We start from the raw sequence: 22,264 nt of genomic DNA on the forward strand, positions 1-22,264 counted from the left end.
CTAAATTTGTTCCAACACTGTGCGGGGCGCTTTTTTCCTAGGATGTAGCAGCAGTCCTTGAACATTATCTGACGACGGTTCGGGAATTTTTCGCTCCAAGTGAGCGGCACAGGGATGAGATAAACGGGTAAAATAACCTTCTGTTACCATGCGGCAGTGAGCCTCCAACCTATTTGGTAGGCTGCTGTCTGCTTGTTCCCAATGAACCACCGCAGCTTCATCGCACCAAGTTTGAATGTGTTGCATGGCTTGGCGGTGTGCCCCGGAGTTACGATAGTTCTTCATCGCCGACTGATTTTCCCAGGTGGTTATCGTCCAATAAGCCCCGTAACCATCTCTGAAAATCTTGCCTTTGAGAAATCCTGAGATATTGATAATTTGCCATGATGAAAGTACATTGTGCCACACAAAAGGTAGTAGATGGCGAGGGGACTTGAGATGTAAGCGCGTGATGGAAACGAACACCATAGTAAAATACCTCTTTTTGCTTGAATCTGGATGTGATTTTTGTGCAACTAATCTAATATTCAATTAGTTGAATATATTTCTAGTATATTCAACTAATTGCATAGGTCAAGTAAAGAATTGTTATGGCTTTAGCGCACGCGATATTGGCATCTCTTGTTGACAGTCCTTGTAGTGGGTACGACTTGGCAAAACGATTTGATGGCTCTGTGGGCTTTTTTTGGTCAGCGAGTCACCAGCAGATTTATCGAGAGTTGTCCAAGCTTGAGGATAACGACTGGATAACTGCCGAGATAATTCTCCAAGAAGGACGCCCAGATAAAAAGCTCTACCGCGTTACAGAGTCGGGACAACAGCAGCTTAACGAGTGGATTGCTACTCCTTGTGAACCCACACCAATTAAAGATGATTTACTGGTAAAGCTTTTTGCCGGCTATGTTGCCGATCGCCAGACAATATTGGCAGAACTAGAGCATCACCGCAAAGCTCATCAAGAACGATTGTCAACATACAAAGATTTAGAGCAGCGGTGCTTTCAGAATCCTCAACAACTACCACAAGCAGAAAAATTTCAGTACCTAACTCTCCTTAATGGCATTCGTTATGAAACGAATTGGCTGGTTTGGTGTGAAGAAGTAACCCAGCTATTAAATTGACCAAGCAAAAAATTGTATTAATCTTTCACCACAAGCAGATTCGTATCTACACTCTGTTTGGTAGAATATCTGGGTTGTTTAATCTGATTCTGTCCATCTTTGAGTCAGTCCATAGACCTTATTAACCTCGATACATTAGCCCAAGAACTGGCAACTATCCAGCAAACAGGTTCTAAACGAATCGCCTTGTTAGGGTCTCGCCACGTTCCGATTACGCATCAAAGCCTCATTGAGATGATGACCTATGCCCTGGTTTTATCCGGGAATCGAATCATTACCTCTGGTGCCACAGGTACCAATTCAGCTGCCATCCGGGGAGCAATGCGGGCTGATGCCAATTTATTAACGGTGATTCTACCCCAAAGCTTGGAACGCCAGCCCAATGAATCCCGCCACCAATTAGAACAGGTAATGCATCTGGTTGAAAATCCCAGTAACGATCATCTGTCTCTTGGTGAAGCTAGTTACCTCTGTAACAAGGAAATTGTTTCTCGTTGCCAACAATTAATTTGTTTTGCTTTTCACGACAGTCGCACTTTGTTGCAAACTTGTGGTGAAGCAGAAGAACAAAGAAAGGTGGTGACACTGTTCTACTTTGATTAGTCATTAGTTATTTGTACGAGTGTCGTTGGTATGTGTATTTTTCACTAATGACCAATGACTCTTAACTAATGACTAATGACTAACCCTCTTTTATCACTCTGGAGAATCAAGCCCTGACGACTGGAAGTCGCAGAGTTTACAGGCACACAAACGCTCGTCCGCATGACTTGGACTAACCTGAAAATAAAGTTTAAAATTTACTCTCGCAAGAGTAATAAAAGAGCGCTAATGACTAATGACCAATAACCAATGACTATTTTTTTGTACTCTATCGTAGCCGCTGCGGTGCTAATTTACCTGCCGTTTTTGGTGGTGGGTTATGCTCGTATGCGTGTGGGATACGATCAGTCGGCTCCCCGTGCTATGTTTGACAAACTTCCACCCTACGCGCAAAGAGCTACCTGGGCACATCAAAATTCTTTTGAAGGATTTATGATTTTTGCTGCCGCAGCTTTGATGGCATACGTAACCGGTGTGAATTCTCCTCTCGCAGCAGTGGCAGCGATCGCCTTTGTTGCGGCTCGGTTGCTATACTCAATCTTTTATATTTTGAATATACCCCTAATGCGATCGCTCATGTTTGCTGTTGGCTCCTTCAGTTGGGGTACTCTTTTCGCTCTCAGCATCATCCAAGTTAGCTAGGGATTGGTTGTACTGGGAACTGGGAACTGGGAACTGGAGACTGGTTGTACTGGGGACTAGAGAATGAAATAAAATTTTTCCTCACCCTAACCCTAGTCCCTAATCCCTAATCCCTAATCCCTAGTACAACCAGTCCCTAATTTCCACTACAATCAGTCCCTAATCCAAAATGTTCTATGGCTTCTACCTATTCCTTTGATATTGTCAGCGATTTTGACAGACAAGAATTGGTCAACGCCGTCGATCAAGTTGTCCGAGATGTTAAAAGCCGTTACGATCTTAAAGACTCTCAAACTACTGTCGAATTAGGCGAAGACAATATTACTATCAGCACCGACAGCGAGTTTACCTTAGAGTCTGTACACACCATCCTGCGCGAAAAAGCCGCCAAGCGCAGTCTCTCTCAGAAAATTTTTGATTTTGGCAAAGTTGAATCAGCCAGCGGAAACCGCGTCCGTCAAGAAATCAAACTCCAAAAAGGCATTAGTCAAGAAATTGCCAAGCAAATTTCTAAATTGATTCGTGACGAATTCAAAAAAGTACAAGCGTCAATTCAAGGTGACGCTGTACGAGTTAGCGCTAAAGATAAAGATGACTTGCAAACTGTAATTCAGCGGTTGAAGCAAGAAGACTATCCGGTGGCTCTACAATTTACCAATTATCGGTAAATAAAGTTGGCAGGAGCGGTAGAGACGTTCGAGTGGAACGTCTCTACGGTAAAAGTAGAAAAGCGCAAGAAGCGGAGTTAGTAGTTAGTAGATGGTGGTTAGTGGTAAATATTAACAACGCTCCAACGCTCTCACGCTCCAACTATCCACTAACCATTCCCGATGCTTTTTTGAAATGCTGGACGTTGAGTCATCTGCTTGATGTAGTTCGATACAGCTGGGTAAGCGCTCAAATCTAACTTCAGCATCATGGGAATGTAACCCAAAATAGAACCCACTGCTACATCAGCAACGGTGAATTCCTTACCTAGTATGAAAGGTTGCTGCTCTAGAATTTGATTCAGGGGAGTCATCAAGCACAGCATTTCTCGCTCTCGACTAGCTTCGACAAAAATTCCTGTAGCCAAGCTGGAATTGGCAAATAACACCCACTGAGCAATTATTGCGCGTTCCTCTACTGAAGATGGCATTTTGCCATATTTTTCGGCGAGATACAGCAAAATTGCTCCTGATTCCCAAAGCTGAAAATCTCCGTCTACAATTGCCGGGACTTTCCCCATCGGATTAATTGAGATAAATTCGGGTTTGCGGTGTTCCCCAGCTTGCATATCAAGCTTGACAAATTCCTAAGGAATAGCCAGTTCTTCTAGATACCACTTGACAATTGATGCGCGACTGCGATCGCCACCGTAAAGCTTCAACATAATTACCAAAGATAAATGAAGTATCAAGGATGAATGATGAACTGAAGAAGTGGGATACAATCCCTGAGTACCAACCGTGAGATTTACCTCATATTTTATACTTCACAGCAATTGAATCTTTTAAAGAACTTTGTGCGTGTGGGAATGTTGTTTAACGTTATCTTCCTTGTTAACAACTCGTTTAGCATTTAGTACCCGCTTGCGCTCAGTGGAATATTTGAAATCTGTATAAGTTGTACCCAGAGGAATCAGGGATTTTGCGATTTCGCGACGCTTGTATGTGCGAGCAGCTGCAAACGCTCTCGGCACGAATTCCTCTCCAAATTGAGCGTTGACAGGAAAGCCATCTGGTAAATATTGCGTATTTCCATCCAATACAGATGCCAAAGTTGTTCCACAAGCCAGCTTATACGAGGTGGGAATACCTTTGAAAATCGCTTCTAAAGCCGCAGAGGGGATAGGTTCTATAACTTCGACTTCATGAACTTCTCCATCTTCTTTGATGAAGCACGTAGCCAAGCCGATCACGATGTAATCATCAGTTGCTAAGTCGGGAGCGTTCGCGTAGGAAATTGCAGTTGTCATAAGAAAATTTTCGCTCTTATCTAAAAGTCAGATTCAGAAATTGGGTAGTGGAAAGAAAATTCTTACTTTTTTTGCAAAAATTTCTTCATTGATGTGAATGATCGCAAATTTTCTGGGAATAATAAACCGTCGAGGTTTTTAGGTTCGCCTAAACCCCTTGAAAAATAAGGGTTGTGTAAATTCATGTTTGAGTTTTACATTACCAATTGCTCATACCCAGTATCCCCTTTGTCTCTACAAAGGGCTTGTTGGCATTCTACCAAGTTGTCGCTCTTACTTGTTGACTAGTCTATTGGATTGAGAGATTGCTATTTCTGGAATAGGACTTGGGGATGAAGTATCTATTATCAGGTTGAAGCATCAATTATTGGTATAGGGCGAACACTCCTACTTATTCTTAATACTTGTACTCAAGTACTCATAGACACCTTAATAAGTGACACAGGGACGAGACCACTCTTAACAAGAAAATTATAAGTTGATCTTACAGAGCAAGAGGCTCAGGCAGGAAAATATGAATACAAACCCATTTTTAGCATCTGAGAGTGAGCAAAATTATTTAGAAAATATTGTATTAAAGAATACAAAAAATGCTCGACGACATCAGGCTAACAGTAGCGGGGAATCTGCTAATAAAGACAGTTACTTACGCTCTTGTGCTTTGAGATTAGCCCAAATCGGAGATTACACCGAAGCGATCGCCCTACTAAGTCAATTAATCAACCGCCATCCCCACAATGCCGTAGACTACAATAACCGGGGGCTGATTTATTTTCAAAGTGGTGAAAGACAAAAAGCCTTCTGGGATTACAACAAAGCACTACATCTCAACCCCAGGTTAGCTAGCGCTTATAATAATCGCGCAAATTACTACGCGGCTTGTGGAGAATTAACATCGGCAATCGCTGACTACGATCGGGCGATTGATTTGCACCCCAGCCATGTTCGGGCACAGATTAACCGAGGCATTACCTTACGTGACTTAGGACAATACGAAGAAGCAATTGACACTTTTGAGGTAGCATTGCTTTTCGGTCAACTAGAACACCATATTTTAGCTGAACGGGGCAGAACTTATCATCTGTGGGGCGATTGGAATTATGCGATCGCTGATTATCGCCGCGCTTTGAATCAACTACCGCTCCTAAGCACTCATAAAGATGAACCTAGCTGGCGTTTGCGTTTACAAGTCGAAAATTGGTTGGGTGAGTTGCTGTGTTCTTAGTCAGAAGAGAAAACACAGTAATATATTCTGACTTTTAAATCCTAACTTTTAACTCCGAGTATTTTTAGGGCGATCGCGCTTGCTGGAAGTCTGGGGCTATACGTACAAAGCCTGCTTAGGCAGGCTTCAAAAGGTTCAATAAATGGCAATACGGTTCACATAAGCCGAAAAAACAGTGGTAGAGACACGATTTATCACGTCTCTACATAGCTATGTGGGCGGGTGTTGTACCATTGCAATTAGTTGCTGGTGAAGCGATCGCTGATTCTCATTTCCAACCAGGATTACTCCACCGACTCCCGCGACACTCATTACACCCGCGTGCAGATAAAATTAAATGCATCAATTATGCCAATTGACGTAAGAAAAACTTCCGTCCCAATGCTCGTACTTTTCATAACATCTGTCAATCAGATTAATGTAACAGTATTTCCCATGAGCATCTAACTTGATTAACCCTTTCCAGGTTTGAGGATTAATCACACCATCGGCGGTCATTTGGCAGGATACCTGAAAATCTTTGACAGCAGCAGCAGTTTTTTGTTGAAAGACACCATCGACTGCACCAGAGTAGTAACCAGCGTATCTTAGTGCCTCTTGAACAGCTTTAACTACCGAACTAGCAGTGCCAACACGCAACCGTGGCAAGCTCCCAGGTCCTTCAGACAAGAAAGCCCAAGTTTTTGGTCCGACAATGCCATCTACCGGTAAAAAAGTCAGGCATTGCAGGTATTTAACTGCAATTAAAGTGTTTTGATTAAAGTAGCCAGTTTCTGCCACATTTTGGGGAAACGACGATGCGGTATCAAATTCGCTTAATCGCTGATTGAGAACTTTTTGCATTTGTTTGACCTCTTCACGACTTGCACCTAATTCTAGGGTCGGTCTGTGGAGAAAACATGGAATTACCCTCACCATAATCTAGATATCTCCTTGATGCTTTTTGGCTGATAAAAAAATATCCATATGGTTTATGCTGATTCCGGAGAATCTTTGGTGTAATTTTTTAGGTGTAGCTTGATGCCTACAGAAAATTAGTATAAATGCCCAAAGTATCCATTGGATTGGTAATACATTACCGAAAAGGGGAAAGGGGAAAGGAATTAATTCTTCATCTCCCCCCCTGCTCCTTTTGAGTAGTCAAAATGAAATTAACAAATTTTATACATATTAATCTAGAAAATACTGAACCATGAACTTGATAGCCAAGCTATATTAATAACTCACGTCATGTAAATGAAGTGTGCAAGGAGACGGGTGCATTTACTTACCATTGAATATGAATCAACATCAACCCCCAGATTGGGAAGATGTCCGTGCTGCTTTTCAAAAAATTTGGGGTTATGATGATTTTCGTCCGCCACAAGGAGAAATCATCCACTGTCTGCTGACAGAAAAGGACGCATTAATTATTATGCCCACAGGTGGCGGAAAGTCTATTTGCTTTCAGTTGCCGGCACTGTTACAAACAGGATTAACGCTAGTAATTTCGCCGTTAGTGGCCTTGATGGAAAATCAAGTGCAGGAACTACATCAGCGCAACTTGAGTGCAGCACTTTTGCATAGTGAATTGCCTTCTAGCCAACGACGTAGGGTTTTGCAAGCTTTGGAACGACAACAGCTAAGATTGCTGTATTTATCGCCAGAAACTTTACTGAGTCCGCCAGTTTGGGAAAGATTGTGTCAGCCGCAGTTAAAAATTAATGGATTGATATTAGATGAGGCACATTGTCTAGTTCAATGGGGCGACACATTTCGACCAGCTTATCGAAGATTGGGGGCGGTGCGACCAGCGCTGCTCAAATTCAAACCACAGGGAACACACATCAGCGTAGCCGCTTTTACCGCCACCGCCGATGCTCTGGCTCAAAAAACTATTAAAGAAGTCTTAAGATTAGAGCAACCAGCGTTTTTTCGTGTTAATCCGTACCGTTCTAATCTTAACCCCAGCGTTCGCATTGTTTGGACTCCAAGAGGCAGAAAGCAACATTTATTAAAGTTTATTCAAGAACGGAAACAAGAACCTGGGCTAGTTTATGTACGCACTCGGAGAGATAGCGAGAATTTAGCTGAGTGGTTGACACAAAAGGGTTATTCTACAGCTTCTTATCATGGGGGATTGGGTGCAGAAAAACGCCGTGCAGTAGAAGCGAGTTGGCTAAGTGGAAAAATCATGTTTGTTGTTTGTACTTGTGCGTTTGGGATGGGGATAAATAAGCCAGATGTGCGTTGGGTGATTCACTTCCACGCACCGCATTTGCTTTCGGAGTATGTGCAAGAAATTGGACGCGCTGGAAGAGATGGGAAACCAGCAGAAGCGTTGATGTTGATTAGTGAACCTACAGGATGGTTAGATCCAGAGGATAAGCAAAGACAGAAGTTTTTTGAGGAAGTAATGCGATCGCAACAACTTTCCGCACAACAATTAATGAAAAAACTGCCGAAAAAAGGGGAAGTAAATGCAGTAACCAAACAATTTCCCGATGGTGCTGTTGCTCTTTCTCTTCTCCACAGCAGCGGTCAGTTAAACTGGCTTGACCCTTTCAATTACAGCATTGGAGAAAGCCTTCCCAAGCAGTTAACGACGCAATTACATGCTGCAAAGCAAATGAATCAATATCTTACTACCAGACAGTGCCGCTGGCAATTTTTGTTAAATGCCTTTGGTTTTGACAAAGAAGCGGCAAACTGCCAATGTGGACATTGCGATAATTGCAGGAAGTAGTTAGTTCATGGTTGGAGCGTTGATGGTTGGAGCGTTGATGGTTGATATTTATTCACAACTAACCACTATCCACGCTCCTCCCAACTCCCAACTCCCAACTCCCAACTCCCAACTCCCAACTCCAAACTCCCAACTCCCAACTCCCAACTCCCAACTCCCAACTCCAAACTCCCAACTCCAAACTCCAAACTCCAAACTCCAAACTCCTAACTCCAAACTCCTAACTCCAAACTCCTAACTCCTAACTCCTAACTCCTAACTCCCAACTCCCAACTCCCAACTCCCAACTCCCAACTCCCAACTCCCAACTCCCAACTCCCAACTCCTAACTCTTTTAAAACTGCCGTAAAAAGCGCAAATCGCTATTGTACAATCTGCGAATATCATCCATTTGGTGTAGCACCATCGCAAAGCGTTCAACACCAAAACCGGCGGCAAATCCAGTGTAAACTTCTGGGTCGTAACCTACAGCTTTCAGCACATTAGGATCGACCATACCGCAGCCCATAACTTCTAACCAGCGACCATTCCACTGCAAATCGACTTCCGCAGAAGGTTCTGTAAACGGGAAATAACTGGCACGGAAGCGAATTGGTAGCTCACCAAACATTGCTTCTAAAAACAACTTAATAGTGCCTTTGAGGTCTGTAAAAGTTAGTCCTTCGTCAATTGCTAAAAGTTCGATTTGATGAAAAACTGCTGAGTGGGTAGCGTCTACATCATCTTTCCGATAAACTCGTCCTGGGGCTACAATCCGAATCGGTGGTTCTTCGGCTTCCATGTAACGAATTTGTACACAGGAAGTTTGAGTACGTAGGAGATTTCCGTCTGGGAGGTAGAAAGTATCCTGCATATCACGGGCAGGGTGGTCGGGGGGGGTATTCAGAGCCTCAAAGTTGTAGTAATCTGTTTCCATCTCTGGACCTTGAGCCACGGTGTAGCCCATACCGACAAAGATATCCAGCGCTTGGTCGATAATGCCATTGAGGGGATGAATACGTCCTTGAGGGCTGTAAATTCCCGGCATTGTTACATCTAGAGTTTCTGCTTCTAGTTGTGCGTGAATTTGAGCAGCTTCTAAAGAAGCGCGTTGTTTGTCTAAACTAGTTTGAAGGGTTTCTTTGACTGTATTGCCGATCGCCCCAATTGAGGGTCGTTCTTCGGCACTTAATTGTCCCATACTCCGTAACAGCGTGGACAATTCCCCTTTTTTCCCAAGGTAGCCGACTCTTAGTTCTTCTAAGCGTTCTAAGCTATCGGCAGAGAAGATCGCTTTTTCTCCTTCAATTCGCAGTGCTAAAAGTTGAGCCTCTAAATTGCTCGGCTGATTCGTCATTTCTTACAGTTATTAGTCATTGGTCAACAGTCAACAGTCAACAGTCATTGGAAAAATGACGCTAGACAAAAACCTTGATATGCCATTGATGAGTCAAAGGCAAGGGTTAAAGCAAACCTCTTTTTACCAGTTTAAAGGCTATTGTCCAAGGGAAGCATGTTTTTTTGTTCTTTGCCTGTGATGCCTGACATTGACAATTGTCTCTTAACTATTGACTATTGACTATTGACTATTGATTGAAGACTTATGAAATTATTAATTAGCAATGATGACGGGGTTGCGGCTTTAGGGATTCGGACTTTAGCCAATTGTTTGGCACAAGCTGGTCATGATGTGACTGTAGTGTGCCCGGATCGCGAGCGATCGGCAACCGGACACGGACTAACTTTACACCAACCAATTCGCGCCGAAATCATTGAATCTGTCTTTCATCCTGCTGTGAATGCCTGGGCTTGCGATGGTACTCCCTCTGATTGTGTTAAATTAGCGCTGTGGGCTTTGCTTGAGTCTCCCCCTGATTTGGTTGTTTCTGGCATTAATCAAGGCGCTAATTTGGGAACCGAAATTCTTTATTCCGGAACTGTTTCCGCCGCAATGGAGGGTATAATTGAAGGTATTCCCAGTGTGGCACTGAGTCTTACTAGTCACACCTGTAAAGATTTTCAACCTGCTGCTAACTTTGCAAAAATTTTGGTAGATCAAATATCGGCGAACCCCTTACCAGAATTGATGTTGCTTAACGTCAACATTCCTGCCATCAACTGGTCAGAAATTGCTGGAGTGACTATCACCCGTCAGGGAGTGCGACGGTACGTAGATGTTTTTGACAAGCGCATCGATCCGCGTGGAAAAACATACTACTGGCTAACCGGAGAAGTTTTAGAAGATGTGGAACCGCCATCGGATTTAAACTTACCACAAAATGTGCCTACTGACGTGGATGTTATCCGTAAAAACTACATCAGTATAACGCCATTGCAATATAATCTCACCTATGCAGGTGGCGTTAATCACTTGTCTGAGTGGGAATTTAAGTTGACTTGAATAATTTATGCACAAGCGAGGTAGAAAAGCTTGTTAAATGCATGACAAAAAAATTTAGGCTATAAAGTAGGAGCACTCTTGTAAAAAGATGATACATATACGCCGAAAAAAGTCAATAAATTTGCCTTGCAGGCTCCAATCAAAAGCAAGAGCAAGATAACCAAATTAAGCAAAACTTCCAAAAGGGTATGCTGTTTTCCCAATAAATTCTCCGTCTGACAAAGCGCGGAGATACAGCATAAACTTGACAAAATAAGTAACAATTTCTTTTATCGATCGCCCGCTCAGTATGCAGCAAGGCAACACCCATGTCTAGTAGGATAGAGAATCAATTTACCGTACAATTTTGGGGCGTTCGCGGCAGCATCCCCAGTCCAGGATTACATACCGTTCGTTACGGGGGTAATACCCCTTGCGTTGAGATGCAAGTAGGCGGTAAACGCTTAATTTTCGATGGTGGTACGGGACTGCATGTTTTGGGGCAATCGTTATTGCGCCAAATGCCCATAGAAGCTCATATATTCTTCACGCACTCGCACTGGGATCACGTGCAGGGATTTCCCTTTTTTAGCCCAGGTTTTGTCAGGGGAAATGACTTTCATATTTATGGTGCGATCGCTCCTGATGGTTCCACCGTCGAACAGCGGCTAAATGACCAAATGCTGCATCCAAATTTTCCCGTACCTTTGCAAATCATGCAAGCAAATTTGGATTTTTACAATGTCAAAGCCGGAAAGCCAATCAAAATTAATGATATTATCGTCGAAACGGCACCTCTAAACCATCCGGGTGAAGCCGTAGGATATCGAGTTAATTGGCGGGATGGTGCGGCTGTTTATATTACTGATACTGAGCATTTTCCCGACAGGTTGGATGAAAATGTGATGTGGCTAGCTCGTAACGCCGATATCCTCATTTATGACTCCACTTATACCGACGAGGAATATCATTCGCCAAAGTCGCCGAAAATCGGTTGGGGACATTCCACATGGCAAGAAGCTGTGAAAATAGCCAAAGCAGCTAACGTCAAAACTTTGGTAATTTTCCACCACGATCCAGCACACGACGATGAATTTTTGGATCGTGTCGGTCAAGAAGCGGCAGTGCAATTTCCTGGTGCGATCATGGCACGGGAAACAATGCAACTTCAGGTTCCCATATCCATGCCCTTATCAGAACCTATTCCTGTTAGTGAGTTTTCTGCTTAAAGGTTGTAGTCGAAGCGATAGGAGATTTTAGTTTAGATTGGTGATAAACAGCTTTATCGCCATATACCCCAACTATGAGCCGCGAAACCGTTAAAGGCTGGTGTAGACAGTATGATCCCCAACTTGAATTACAGGAATGCGGGTTCTTGCGTAGGAGCGCTCTGAAGCGGATGAATGGCAGTTAAGCTGAACGGCAGAAGCGAAAAGTTTGTTGAGGATGAATTTATTCTCCCGAAAACTCGCCTAGAAAAATGAATTTTTCCTGAACTGCTTCACAAACCTAAAATCCCCGAATCGACGTGGTAAATCTGTCTCAAAATGGGTGTGCTGTCTGGGTTGCTTCTTCTACCGAAGGGCTGAAGACGCCTACTGCTGTTGCACTGGGCAAATTTGATGGTGTCCATCGCGGGCATCAAAAAGTAATTGCACCAATTTTGCAACAAGCAAAGAGAGAAAATAGAGAGAAAGAAAGTAATACTAATTACATCTACTCAACAGTTGTCACCTTTTATCCCCATCCCCAAGAATTTTTTACAGGGATACCTCATGCTTTGTTGACACCAGTGGATGAAAAAGTGCAACAGTTGCGATCGCTTGGCATCGAACAACTAGTACTATTACCCTTTGGCAAAGAATTAGCCGCGTTGACTCCCGAAGAATTCGTAGAACAAATTCTCGTGCAACAATTGCAATGTCAGCAAATTAGCGTCGGGGAAGATTTTTGTTTTGGTAAAAAGCGCAGTGGTACCGCCAAGCATTTACAATTTATCGCCGCCAAGTATAACATTCCCGTTACCATCGTTGCCATCCAAACTCATGCAGGCAAGGAGAGTATCACTGACACACTAGAGGAGGCTCGTATTAGCACTTCACTAATTCGTCAACATTTGGCAAACGGCAACATCGAACTAGCAAACCAACTTTTAGGGCGTCCTTATACCCTCATCGGTGTTGTCGTCCAAGGTCAACAAATTGGTAGAACTATTAACTTTCCCACCGCTAACTTACAATTACCTAAAGAAAAGTTTTTGCCCCGTCAAGGTGTTTACGCGGTTAGCGTTTGTATCGAAGACAACCAAACTTCCCCCATCAAAGGCGTAATGAATATAGGCGATCGCCCAACTGTAAATGGCACTAATCTAACTGTAGAAGTGCATCTGCTTGATTGGGTTGGCGATTTGTACGGCAAAAATCTGACAGTGCAGCTCGTCAAATTTTTGCGCCCAGAACAAAAATTTTCTTCTCTAGAAGACTTAAAAACGCAAATTCAACTTGACTGCATTGCGACAAAACAAGTGCTGAGTGGGAATACTAATGAATGAGAGTTAGGAGTTAGGAGTTAGGAGTTAGGAGTTAGGAGTTAGGAGTTAGGAGTTAGGAGTTAGGAGTTAGGAGTTAACTTTTGACTGTTGACTGTTGACTATTAACTGTCAATCAACAACGCTCCAACGCTCCAACGCTCCAACGCTCCAACGCTCCAACCAACCATTCCCCCAGTACATGAGAGAAAAAATTGACGCCCTAACACAAAATCTCGCTCTGACCATCGTTGGCAAAAGTGAGGCAATACGCTTAGTGCTAGTTGCTTTGCTAGGTGGTGGTCACGCTTTACTAGAAGATGTCCCCGGAGTCGGTAAAACCCTGCTTGCCAAGTCTCTAGCTCGTTCTATTGATGGCAAATTTCAACGCCTGCAATGCACCCCAGATTTATTACCTACTGACATTACTGGTATCAATATTTGGAACCCAAAAAGTGGCGAATTTAGCTTTCTCCCTGGTCCAATATTTGCCAATGTGCTGCTAGCTGATGAAATCAATCGTGCGACACCCCGCACTCAGTCGGCTTTGCTGGAAGTGATGGAAGAGGTGCAAGTAACGGTAGATGGTGTTTCTCGCGCTGTTCCGACACCGTTCTTTGTGATTGCGACTCAAAACCCCATCGAATATCAAGGTACTTTTCCCTTGCCAGAAGCGCAGATGGATCGGTTTATGCTTTCCTTGAGTTTGGGCTATCCTTCTGAGGCAGAAGAATTACAGATGCTGCAAAGCGTCGATAAAAATATCAAAGTTGCTGATTTGCAGCCTTGTATTACTTTGGCAGAGGTGCAAGAATTGCGCCAAATTTGCGCTCAGGTAAGAGTGGAAAGCTCATTACAACAGTATATTTTGGAATTGGTGCGGGCGACGCGCCAAGATGAGGAAATTTCTCTTGGCGTCAGTCCTCGCGGTACAATGGCTCTGCAACGAGCTACTCAGGCGTTAGCTTTTCTGTTAGGACGTGATTACGCGATTCCCGATGATGTGAAGTTTCTTGCTCCTTATGTTCTTTGTCATCGTCTGATTCCAGCGGGAGGACGCAGAGCAAGAAGTGTGATGGAGCGGTTATTGCGGGCTGTGCCGATTCCATAAATCTGGTTTCTCGTTCCCAGGTTCTACCTGGGATAGGACTTACGCACTGTTTTGTCGTCATTAATGCTATTCACCAAACAGTGGACAAAACTAAACATCTAGTTCAGCCACTGGACAGATAGCCAGCCAAGCGCGAAAGCTACGTTTTGAGAATCATGACACCTACAAGTGCTTTCTTTTCTTGTAGCTCTGTCGTCAAAGATTAAACAGGTCTATTTGGTTAAACCAGTGTCCTTGACCTAACAAGTTCTCAAAACATTGGCGAGGAAAACCTTACCCCAGTAATGGGAGGACAATAAATGTCTAATTTTGTATTTGTACTTGACACTAACAAGCAACCATTAAACCCAGCGCCGCCGGGACAAGCTAGGCGATTGCTAAAAGCAAAACAAGCTGCCGTGTATCGCCGTTATCCGTTTACAATCATCCTAAAATATGCGGTTCCTAATTCTGAGACAGAACCACATCAGTTAAAAATAGATCCAGGTTCCAAAACCACTGGATTGGCAATTGTGCAAGGTGAGAAGGTAATCTGGGGTGCTGAATTAACTCACCGTGGACAACAAATCAAAAACGATTTAGAGTCGCGTCGCGCTATTCGCCGCAATCGTCGTAATCGGAAAACTCGTTACCGCCAACCTAGATTTTTAAATCGTACTCGCCCTACTAGTTGGTTAGCGCCAAGCCTTAACTCTAGAGTTGAAAACATCCTAACTTGGGCTAATCGGATAACTCGATATGTGCCGATTACTGGCATATCTCAAGAGTTGGTTAAATTTGACCTCCAAGCAATGCAAAATCCACCAAATTCAGGCTCATATTATCAGCAAGGTGAACTTGCAGGCTACGAAGTTAGGGAATATTTACTTGAGAAGTGGGGTAGGAAATGCGCTTACTGCGGTGTTGAAAATGTCCCTTTTGAAGTTGAACATATTCACCCAAAATCAAAAGGGGGTAGCGATAGAGTCTCAAACCTCACGCTTGCTTGCCGTGATTGCAATCAAGGGAAAGGGAACAAAGATATTAAGGATTTTTTAGCTAAAAAGCCTGATATTTTATCCCGTATTTTGAGACAAGCGAAACTTCCTCTTAAAGATGCAGCCGCAGTTAATTCAACTCGTTGGGCATTGCTTAAAAAACTCAAAGGGATGGGTTTACCAGTAGAAACAGGCACAGGTGGCAGAACAAAATATAACCGTGTCCGGCTTGACTTACCCAAAACTCACTGGTTAGACGCTGCCTGCGTGGGGAATGTGGAAAGCCTGGAAGTTCTTACCGCTACGCCCTTGTTGATCGCAGCTAAGGGGTGGGGGAACCGACAAATGTGTACACAAGAGCAAATATGGCTTTCCTGTGAAACATAGAACACGGTGCAAAACGTTTTTTGGTTTCCAGACTGGCGACATGGTTCGGGCAATTCTCCCAACAGGGAAGTTTGCAGCTTCTCCTCATGTTGGCAGACTAACAGTTCGAGAAAGTGGTGTTTTTGAGATGAAGACATCGATAGGCAGAGTTAGCCCAGTTCGTCATAAATACTGTAAATCAATTCATCGTAACGACGGTTATATGTATGGATTTTCCACAAATGTCCAACGAATCAGTGATTAGAGGTATAGCGATCGCATGAAGCAGAACGGTGCGAGCTGGGTTTCTTCGTACCAGATTTCTGACCACCGACGGTTCGCGCTGCCAATTTTTTTGCTGATGTTTGTGGTGACGATTTGGCACTTTTTACTGCCGTTTGTTGATTACGTCCAGTTTTTGGTCTGTGTTTACTTATATCTTGAATTGGTTCGGACGATTCGTGTGGGTTGGGTTCAAAGCCTGCGATCGTTTCTCTGGGCAACCTAATAGCAATCAGTTTTTCAATATCCGCCAATATTTGATATTCATCAACGCACACTAGCGATACAGCTTCACCTTTTGCACCAGCACGACCAGTGCGACCAATACGATGAACATAATCTTCCGGTACATTGGGCAGATCGAAGTTGACTACATGGGGCAACCCGCTGATGTCAAGACCCCGCGCAGCAATGTCTGTTGCCACCAGTACCTGTAAAGTGCCATTTTTGAACTTTGTCAGAGCGAAGGTACGTGCCGACTGGCTCTTATTACCATGAATTGCCAGCGCTTGAATGCGGTCTTGTGTCAACTGCTTAACCAAACGGTCAGCTCCATGCTTCGTGCGGGTAAACACTAGCACTTGATACCACTTATCTTGCTTAATCAGATGAGCAAGTAATTGGGGCTTCTTGCGGTACTCCACCTGGTATACTTTCTGTGCCACCGTGTCGGCGGTAACGTTCCGACGTGCCACCTCGATCATCGTCGGGCGATGGAGCAGCCCTGCGGCGAGTGTCTTAATTTTATCCGAGAATGTGGCGAAAAATAGCAAATTTTGTCGCTGTTTGGGCAGGAGCGAAACGATGCGACGTATATCACGAATAAAGCCCATGTCTAGCATTCGGTCAGCTTCATCTAACACCAAAACCTCAATACCTGACAGGTTCACTGTACCCTGCTGAACATGGTCTAGAAGTCGTCCTGGCGTAGCAACCAGAATATCTACGCCATTTCTCAAACGCCGTTTTTGCGGATTAATGCTGACACCACCGAACATTGCCATCGATCTCAACTGAAGGTATTTACCATACTCATAAACACTTTCCTGTACCTGTGCGGCGAGTTCGCGAGTTGGGGTCAGAATTAGCGCCCGAATCGGTGCGTATCCACTCTTGTTGTTTTTGAAGCTATTGTCGGACGACGACAACTGATGTAGGAGCGGCAGGGTAAAACTCGCAGTTTTTCCAGTACCAGTTTGGGCACCAGCTAGTAGATCGCCACCTGATAATACAGCAGGAATTGCCTGCATCTGGATTGGCGTGGGTTTGGTGTACCCCCGCTCGGTGACAGCACGGATAATTTCATTGGACAAGCCGAGTGTAGAAAAAGACATAGTACTCCAGAAATAACATCAGCCTGTCGCTAATGGCGGCATCAGTCTAAGGCGGACGCTTACATGTTTGAAGGGCTAGATAGGCACTAACGCAAAGACGCAAAGCGAATGCCGCAGTTCTGGATCATAACAAAGTTCAGTCCGTTATGCTCATTCCTGACCGCAATCCGACATCGGAAGTAGCGGTAATTCATGAATTACCGCTACTGTTGCGGAGGCTTTTCAATTATTTTTGCGCTCATTCCTAACGAATTACAAGAAACAGACGGGAGTCTGAAAGCCCCGGAGGAACAATTGCTACGCAATGTATTCCGTGCTTCAGACCGGGGATGAAAGACGACTCGGTAGGCTTTAGCCTACCTGTAATATATCTGCAATTTCAGGCAGAGTATCAAGCAATTCCTCTACAACTTGGGTAATAGTTTTATCCTTTTTTGCAGCATACAACCGCAGTTTATTCATTCTGCGTTCAGTGATTCTGATGTGTAATTCTTTTTTTGACATAGCGTGACACAATGACGACACATTTATGTTAGCATATAGTGAAGGAGGTAAAACAAATGTATGGATGCCAACAAAATCTAATTAATCCAAATGAGGAATTAAAAGCTATCTTAGAGTTTATTTGTTCAGAGTCCCACAAGTTAACAAACTGTGGTATTTATTATGCACGCCAACTCTTTTTCAAAACTGGCAAGCTAATTGGTAAATACGATTTAGAGAAAGAGTACAAAGGAAATACCCACTATCAAGTACTTCATTCTCAAGCGGCACAGCAAATATTGAGGTCTGTAGCAGAGTCATTTAAATCATTCAAAGAATTAGAGAAGAAACACAATAAAGGCAAGTTACATTTTAAGCCAAGGATACCAGGATATCGTAAAGGTGCTGGCTACGCATTGGTGACTTATCCCAAACAAGCATTAAAACTTATTGGTGGTATTATCAAAATACCTTTAGGCAATACAGTTAAGTGCTGGTTTAAACTTGATAGTTTCACAATCCCGATGCCCCGTAATTTACGGTTTGAACACATAAAAGAACTGCGAATATTGCCAAGAAACCAGTGCTTTTATGCTGAGTTTGTTTATGAGAAAGAATTAGCCTCAACTGCACATCTGAACGAAGACTACGCTCTAGCGATTGACCCTGGCATCAACAACTGGTTAAGCTGTGTGACCAACACGGGAACAAGCTTTATTGTCGATGGGCGCAAAGTCAAAAGTCTTAATCAATGGTATAACAAGCGAGTCGCCACCTTAAAAGAAGGTAAACCGCAAGGGTATTGGGATGAACAGCTAGCCCACATCACAGAGAAGCGTAATCGCCAAATGCGATCTGGCGTAAACAAGGCAGCTAAATTAGTTGTTGACAATTGCATTAAGCATAATATTGGTACGGTTATCTTTGGTTGGAACCAGTGGCAAAGACAGGAGGTTAATTTAGGTAAAACAACTCAGTCTTTTGTTCAGATACCTACTGCCAAACTCAAAGAACGGATTAAACAACTGTGTGAATATCATGAAATTAAGTTTGTAGAAACTGAAGAATCCTATACAAGTAAAACAAGTTTTCTAGATGGTGATTTTCTGCCTACGTTCGGCGCAAAACCTGAAGGGTGGAACAAGAGCGGAAAACGAATTAAACGAGGAATGTATCGCACTGGTACAGGAATCCTAATCAATGCTGATTTAAACGGCGCGGCGAATATTTTTCGCAAAGTAGAGACACAACTGGGCTTAAACCTAGTCAAGGTCTGTAGGCAAGTTTTGACCCTTGCTACCAGATTTCGCATCTGGGAAACCAAAACTAAAAAGCTACACAGGGTGGCTTTAGCCAAGGCATTGGGGGGAAACTTCCCCCCAATGCCTTGGCTGTGTAGCAACAGTTTAGAATCCCCTCGGCAATAGCTGCGGGGAGAGGTCAATAATTATGAATTTTTGCGCTACCCTAGCAGAGTTGACAAAAACACGACTTGCTGATGATTAAGTCAGTTCTACAAACACACCGCTGCGGGAAAACTCTTCTTCTTCAGGAGTGAAGTAGGGAGCTTTATCAACAAGGTCAGGATCAAAACAGTATGTTTCTTGTAAAAATTGTCCGCTGATCACAGCCGACTCCAAATCATTGATGTAATCTTGTGCAACCAGACACGCTTCCTTGATGCCTTCCCAATCACCCTTTTGCAACAGCTTTTGCAATGTGGTTCTTGCCCCGGAGAGCCGCGATGCCGGCTTGAGCATACCATAAAGGCGGTAGATGCGATCGCTTGCAATGCTAACATGTTTGAGTGCTTTGGCTCGTGCCAACTCAGTGTCAAGGCTAGGCCAGTAGCGGGTGGTGTAGAAGGCTTTCTCATCTTTGTGATACCACTCCTCTGAGCGAGCGATGGAAGAGGAGACGGTGTTGTGCAGCTTCCAAAAGAATAAGCGCAGGGAGGAGCCATCCACTACAGTGGAGAGTTTTGCCTCCATTGACACCTCAAAGTTAGTCAATTGTTGGTCACGTCCGAGCAAAAGGTACTCCATTGGATACATTTCCACCTCTTTATTCTGCACCACATACATATTCAGGTGATGGCGGCAATAGGGGCAGGGGTACATGGTGGCAAATAGTTTGAAGAAATCCTTAAAAGCTGCCACCAGAGCTTTTTGCTCTACGTCGGTCTTGGTAGAAACAATTTCCGCAGTGGTGTGGAAAAAGCGCCATACTCCAGGTCCAATATAGTATGGGAAGCTCACCCGCATTTGCGAGTCCTTGATATCACTCCGACCTACATATATGTCAATGAATGCCACATACTGGGAAAGTGCCCCCGACTCCCGTCCAAATTCCTGACGTTCGCGCCGTTTTTGCACTCCATTCAAGTAATGGTGTGTGAGACGCCATGCTTGCTTGAGCATCAGCTTTTGTTTTGGGGTGGATTTGGGAAAGTTCTCTGCAACATCTGCCCCATAAAAGCGAAACTCCCCCGATGCCTTAGTTGTCTCATACCACTTGTCCAAAGCAGCCTCGTCAGGTACTGTGTTACTTTGAATGTCTGCGGCAGTGCTGACGCTGAATGCAGCCAGCAGCTTCGGCATGAAATCTTCATACCAATAGCGAACTTCCATCATCGCACCATCCACTTCCTCTGATGCTTGGGAGAGGATGACACGGTTCCACTTCTTCAGATACTCTTTTGGATGTTCCTCTGATTTGGCTGGTGGTGGAGCCATTTCTTGATTCAGCTCCATCTTCCGCAGTCGGTTGAGTTCGTTGATGGCAAGGACACCTTCAGCGATGTCGCGCAAGCTGAAATGCTTTTTCTTCAGGGTGATTGCAAATTCCACTCCTGCCGCAAATTTATCTTTGACATTGGCTGATTTGCGACGCGCTTCGACGATCGCTTTTTCTTCTGCCAACATCTGTGTTGTCTTTTCTATTGTCTTCCAGTTCTTGATGCGGTCTTCTAGTCGAGCATATTCATCTGTAAGGGATTCAACTACTGCATCAAGTGCGGGATGACAAGCGGATTCTACTACACCTAACCCTTTATAAAGGGCGATCGCCGTCTTCACAAACTCCACGAAGTCAGTAATTCTATAAGGTAGGTTTCTCACCCGCAGGTGGGTTTCGTGATTGGCAGAGAAACTTTCGCGGAAGCAACGGTAGGCTGCTCCCTGAATCAAACGGAACAAACCAATCTGCATTTGCAAGCGGGACGTACCGCGTTTTTGCTCGCTTTGTGGGTGTTGCGCTAGTTGTTCTTTTAGCCGCTCGATGTCCGGCTCGATCTCCGTGGCGGAAGTTTGTGTAGTGTCTTCAGTAGTGGAGGCAACTTCATCGGTTGTTGCGGTTGTTTTTGGCGTGACGAGGGGAATTGGTGAATCTGTGTAGCCGATCGCGGTTTCTGACTTTTCTGGCACTAGTTTACAGAATTCCTGAAAGTCAATTGAAGCATCGCCATCATGATCGACTTCTTTGATTATCTCATCGAGTTCTTGATCTGTCAGCCCAAATTGGCTCATCACCGCACGCATCTCGTCTGCGGTAATTTGACCGCTGCCGTTCTCGTCAAACACGCTGAATGCTAGCGTCAAACGGCTTTTGCGATCGCCTTGCTGGGACACCATCAGCGCTTTGAACTCTTCAAAATCGATAGTGCCCGACAAGTCAACGTCTACCTCCTTAATCATGTCGCGCAGCTCTGTGTCGCTGGGGTTCTGTCCTAAGGAACGCATTACCTGCCCTAGTTCTTCTGCTGAGACGGTACTGTTGCCGTCCTCGTCAAACATTTGGAAAGCTTCCCACAGCTTCCCCACCTCTTGTTCAGTCATTACCTTGTTTTCATGCTCCACAGGCATCATCAATAAATCCTCAATAATTGTTGAACTTTGCTATTTAACAGTACTGTAACAGTGCGGTTTGGCGGCACAGTGGCAGGATTGGAAAAAGCAATCGAATTGTCACTACCGTTAAAACTGCTCTTGGGTAAGCTGGAAGCGGCGTTAAAACCCGAAGAAAATTCAATCGTGTTCGCACTATCAAAGTAAAATTTGGAGTTGTGCGGGAACGCGATCGCGCAATCACGAGATTATCTTACGACCCGCATCATTCTATTAGTCAGGTTGTTAAAGCTTTTAAAGGGCGTTCCTCGCGTTTTCTAAGAGAAGAATTTCCCTTGTTTGTGCTAACGCACAAATTCACTCAGGGGACGTTTCACTGGTTACCCTCCATTCCTCCCACCACGCTCCCTGAGTACAGTTTTGATGGGGGTCTCCTGGAGGCTTGAGATGAATAAGTTCAGAAAATACGCTGTAGATAAGGATAAAACGTTAACTCAGTTGATAGAAGAGATAGTTAAGGAATCGGCAATAAAATAAAATACTGTGTTCGCTGGTCGGCGATGGCTTTAATGTTTTATGGTGTAGCCGTAAAACATTAAAACCATCTTTTCCCAACTCACTCGCAATTCATCTCAACACCAAGGGGAGTAGCACTATGGTGTGATCCTTCTTGCTGTTTTAGGTAAATTACTGTATCTCCAGGTTCA

Annotated in this window: 21 protein-coding genes and 3 pseudogenes; 15 read left to right on the top strand and 9 right to left on the bottom strand. The window is 44.1% G+C overall.

Features of this window, described 5'->3' with window-relative positions; all coding sequences use genetic code 11:
- Complete coding sequence (locus OGM63_RS05185) at window positions 1-468, bottom strand: antibiotic biosynthesis monooxygenase family protein (protein ID WP_263744433.1); 468 nt, start codon at window positions 466-468, stop codon at window positions 1-3.
- Between the two features lie 122 nt (window positions 469-590).
- On the opposite strand from OGM63_RS05185, the gene OGM63_RS05190 reads away from it, so the two are divergent.
- The 4 genes from OGM63_RS05190 to OGM63_RS05205 all read left to right on the top strand — a co-directional run bounded on the left by OGM63_RS05190 (window position 591) and on the right by OGM63_RS05205 (window position 3,034).
- Complete coding sequence (locus OGM63_RS05190; protein WP_263744434.1) at window positions 591-1,121, top strand: PadR family transcriptional regulator; 531 nt, start codon at window positions 591-593, stop codon at window positions 1,119-1,121.
- Between the two features lie 99 nt (window positions 1,122-1,220).
- Window positions 1,221-1,724: a DNA-processing protein DprA gene (locus OGM63_RS05195; RefSeq protein ID WP_263744435.1), complete on the top strand. Its 504-nt coding sequence runs from the start codon at window positions 1,221-1,223 to the stop codon at window positions 1,722-1,724.
- A 249-nt stretch (window positions 1,725-1,973) separates the two neighbouring features.
- Window positions 1,974-2,366 (top strand): MAPEG family protein, encoded by a 393-nt coding sequence (locus OGM63_RS05200; protein ID WP_263744436.1) that lies wholly within the window; start codon window positions 1,974-1,976, stop codon window positions 2,364-2,366.
- Between the two features lie 176 nt (window positions 2,367-2,542).
- On the top strand, window positions 2,543-3,034 hold the full coding sequence (locus OGM63_RS05205; protein WP_263744437.1) for a YajQ family cyclic di-GMP-binding protein: 492 nt from the start codon (window positions 2,543-2,545) through the stop codon (window positions 3,032-3,034).
- Window positions 3,035-3,183: 149 nt separating this feature from the next.
- On the opposite strand, the gene OGM63_RS29515 is transcribed toward OGM63_RS05205, so the two are convergent.
- From OGM63_RS29515 to OGM63_RS05215, 4 genes and pseudogenes are all read right to left on the bottom strand, one after another.
- A complete protein-coding gene (locus tag OGM63_RS29515) occupies window positions 3,184-3,504 on the bottom strand; it encodes a glutathione S-transferase family protein (RefSeq protein ID WP_318528407.1) in 321 nt (106 codons plus the stop codon).
- Window positions 3,505-3,519: 15 nt separating this feature from the next.
- A pseudogene (locus OGM63_RS29520) lies at window positions 3,520-3,648 on the bottom strand (glutathione S-transferase N-terminal domain-containing protein); the annotation flags it as partial.
- A 12-nt stretch (window positions 3,649-3,660) separates the two neighbouring features.
- On the bottom strand, window positions 3,661-3,798 hold the full coding sequence (locus OGM63_RS29525) for a thioredoxin domain-containing protein (protein WP_318528406.1): 138 nt from the start codon (window positions 3,796-3,798) through the stop codon (window positions 3,661-3,663).
- Window positions 3,799-3,858: 60 nt separating this feature from the next.
- Window positions 3,859-4,323 (bottom strand): hypothetical protein, encoded by a 465-nt coding sequence (locus OGM63_RS05215; protein WP_263744438.1) that lies wholly within the window; start codon window positions 4,321-4,323, stop codon window positions 3,859-3,861.
- A 514-nt stretch (window positions 4,324-4,837) separates the two neighbouring features.
- On the opposite strand from OGM63_RS05215, the gene OGM63_RS05220 reads away from it, so the two are divergent.
- Window positions 4,838-5,548 (top strand): tetratricopeptide repeat protein, encoded by a 711-nt coding sequence (locus OGM63_RS05220; RefSeq protein WP_263744439.1) that lies wholly within the window; start codon window positions 4,838-4,840, stop codon window positions 5,546-5,548.
- Window positions 5,549-5,760: 212 nt separating this feature from the next.
- On the top strand, window positions 5,761-5,907 hold the full coding sequence (locus tag OGM63_RS05225) for a hypothetical protein (RefSeq protein WP_263744440.1): 147 nt from the start codon (window positions 5,761-5,763) through the stop codon (window positions 5,905-5,907).
- Here OGM63_RS05225 and OGM63_RS05230 read toward each other — a convergent pair.
- Window positions 5,891-6,466 (bottom strand): peptidoglycan-binding domain-containing protein, encoded by a 576-nt coding sequence (locus tag OGM63_RS05230; protein ID WP_263744441.1) that lies wholly within the window; start codon window positions 6,464-6,466, stop codon window positions 5,891-5,893. The genes OGM63_RS05225 and OGM63_RS05230 overlap by 17 nt on opposite strands.
- 361 nt (window positions 6,467-6,827) lie before the next feature.
- Between OGM63_RS05230 and OGM63_RS05235 the strand changes: the two genes are divergently transcribed.
- Entirely contained in the window at window positions 6,828-8,273 is a 1,446-nt protein-coding gene (locus tag OGM63_RS05235; RefSeq protein ID WP_263744442.1) for a RecQ family ATP-dependent DNA helicase, read from the top strand.
- A gap of 334 nt (window positions 8,274-8,607) precedes the next feature.
- On the opposite strand, the gene pheS is transcribed toward OGM63_RS05235, so the two are convergent.
- Window positions 8,608-9,609, bottom strand: a complete 1,002-nt coding sequence (gene pheS / locus OGM63_RS05240) for a phenylalanine--tRNA ligase subunit alpha (RefSeq protein ID WP_263744443.1) — start codon at window positions 9,607-9,609, stop codon at window positions 8,608-8,610.
- A gap of 246 nt (window positions 9,610-9,855) precedes the next feature.
- Here pheS and surE point away from each other — a divergent pair, with 246 nt between their 5' ends.
- From surE to iscB, 5 genes and pseudogenes are all read left to right on the top strand, one after another.
- Window positions 9,856-10,653: a 5'/3'-nucleotidase SurE gene (gene surE / locus OGM63_RS05245; protein ID WP_263744444.1), complete on the top strand. Its 798-nt coding sequence runs from the start codon at window positions 9,856-9,858 to the stop codon at window positions 10,651-10,653.
- A gap of 308 nt (window positions 10,654-10,961) precedes the next feature.
- Window positions 10,962-11,861 carry an MBL fold metallo-hydrolase gene (locus OGM63_RS05250; RefSeq protein WP_263744445.1) on the top strand — a complete coding sequence of 300 codons (900 nt, stop codon included), beginning with the start codon at window positions 10,962-10,964 and terminating at the stop codon, window positions 11,859-11,861.
- A gap of 299 nt (window positions 11,862-12,160) precedes the next feature.
- Entirely contained in the window at window positions 12,161-13,183 is a 1,023-nt protein-coding gene (locus OGM63_RS05255; RefSeq protein WP_375340456.1) for a bifunctional riboflavin kinase/FAD synthetase, read from the top strand.
- Between the two features lie 178 nt (window positions 13,184-13,361).
- Window positions 13,362-14,270, top strand: coding sequence for an AAA family ATPase (locus tag OGM63_RS05260; RefSeq protein WP_263744446.1), 909 nt, complete (start codon window positions 13,362-13,364; stop codon window positions 14,268-14,270).
- 299 nt (window positions 14,271-14,569) lie between these two features.
- Window positions 14,570-15,878 (top strand): annotated as a pseudogene (gene iscB / locus OGM63_RS05265) (RNA-guided endonuclease IscB).
- Here iscB and OGM63_RS05270 read toward each other — a convergent pair.
- A complete protein-coding gene (locus OGM63_RS05270) occupies window positions 15,868-17,229 on the bottom strand; it encodes a DEAD/DEAH box helicase (RefSeq protein ID WP_263744447.1) in 1,362 nt (453 codons plus the stop codon). The pseudogene iscB and the gene OGM63_RS05270 sit on opposite strands and share 11 nt — an antisense overlap.
- Window positions 17,230-17,789: 560 nt before the next feature.
- Here OGM63_RS05270 and OGM63_RS05275 point away from each other — a divergent pair.
- Window positions 17,790-19,139, top strand: coding sequence for an RNA-guided endonuclease InsQ/TnpB family protein (locus OGM63_RS05275; RefSeq protein WP_263744448.1), 1,350 nt, complete (start codon window positions 17,790-17,792; stop codon window positions 19,137-19,139).
- A gap of 75 nt (window positions 19,140-19,214) precedes the next feature.
- On the opposite strand, the gene OGM63_RS05280 is transcribed toward OGM63_RS05275, so the two are convergent.
- Complete coding sequence (locus OGM63_RS05280; RefSeq protein ID WP_263744449.1) at window positions 19,215-21,548, bottom strand: EF-hand domain-containing protein; 2,334 nt, start codon at window positions 21,546-21,548, stop codon at window positions 19,215-19,217.
- 57 nt (window positions 21,549-21,605) lie between these two features.
- On the opposite strand from OGM63_RS05280, the gene OGM63_RS05285 reads away from it, so the two are divergent.
- Together OGM63_RS05285 and OGM63_RS05290 are read left to right on the top strand one after the other, a co-directional pair.
- On the top strand, window positions 21,606-21,764 hold the full coding sequence (locus tag OGM63_RS05285) for a hypothetical protein (RefSeq protein ID WP_263744450.1): 159 nt from the start codon (window positions 21,606-21,608) through the stop codon (window positions 21,762-21,764).
- Window positions 21,765-21,805: 41 nt separating this feature from the next.
- Window positions 21,806-21,892: pseudogene (locus tag OGM63_RS05290) on the top strand (transposase); the annotation flags it as partial.
- Window positions 21,893-22,264 lie beyond the last annotated feature (372 nt).

The sequence above is a fragment of the Plectonema radiosum NIES-515 genome (genome assembly GCF_025753815.1).
Classification (GTDB): Bacteria; Cyanobacteriota; Cyanobacteriia; order Cyanobacteriales; family Nostocaceae; genus Hassallia; species Hassallia radiosum_A.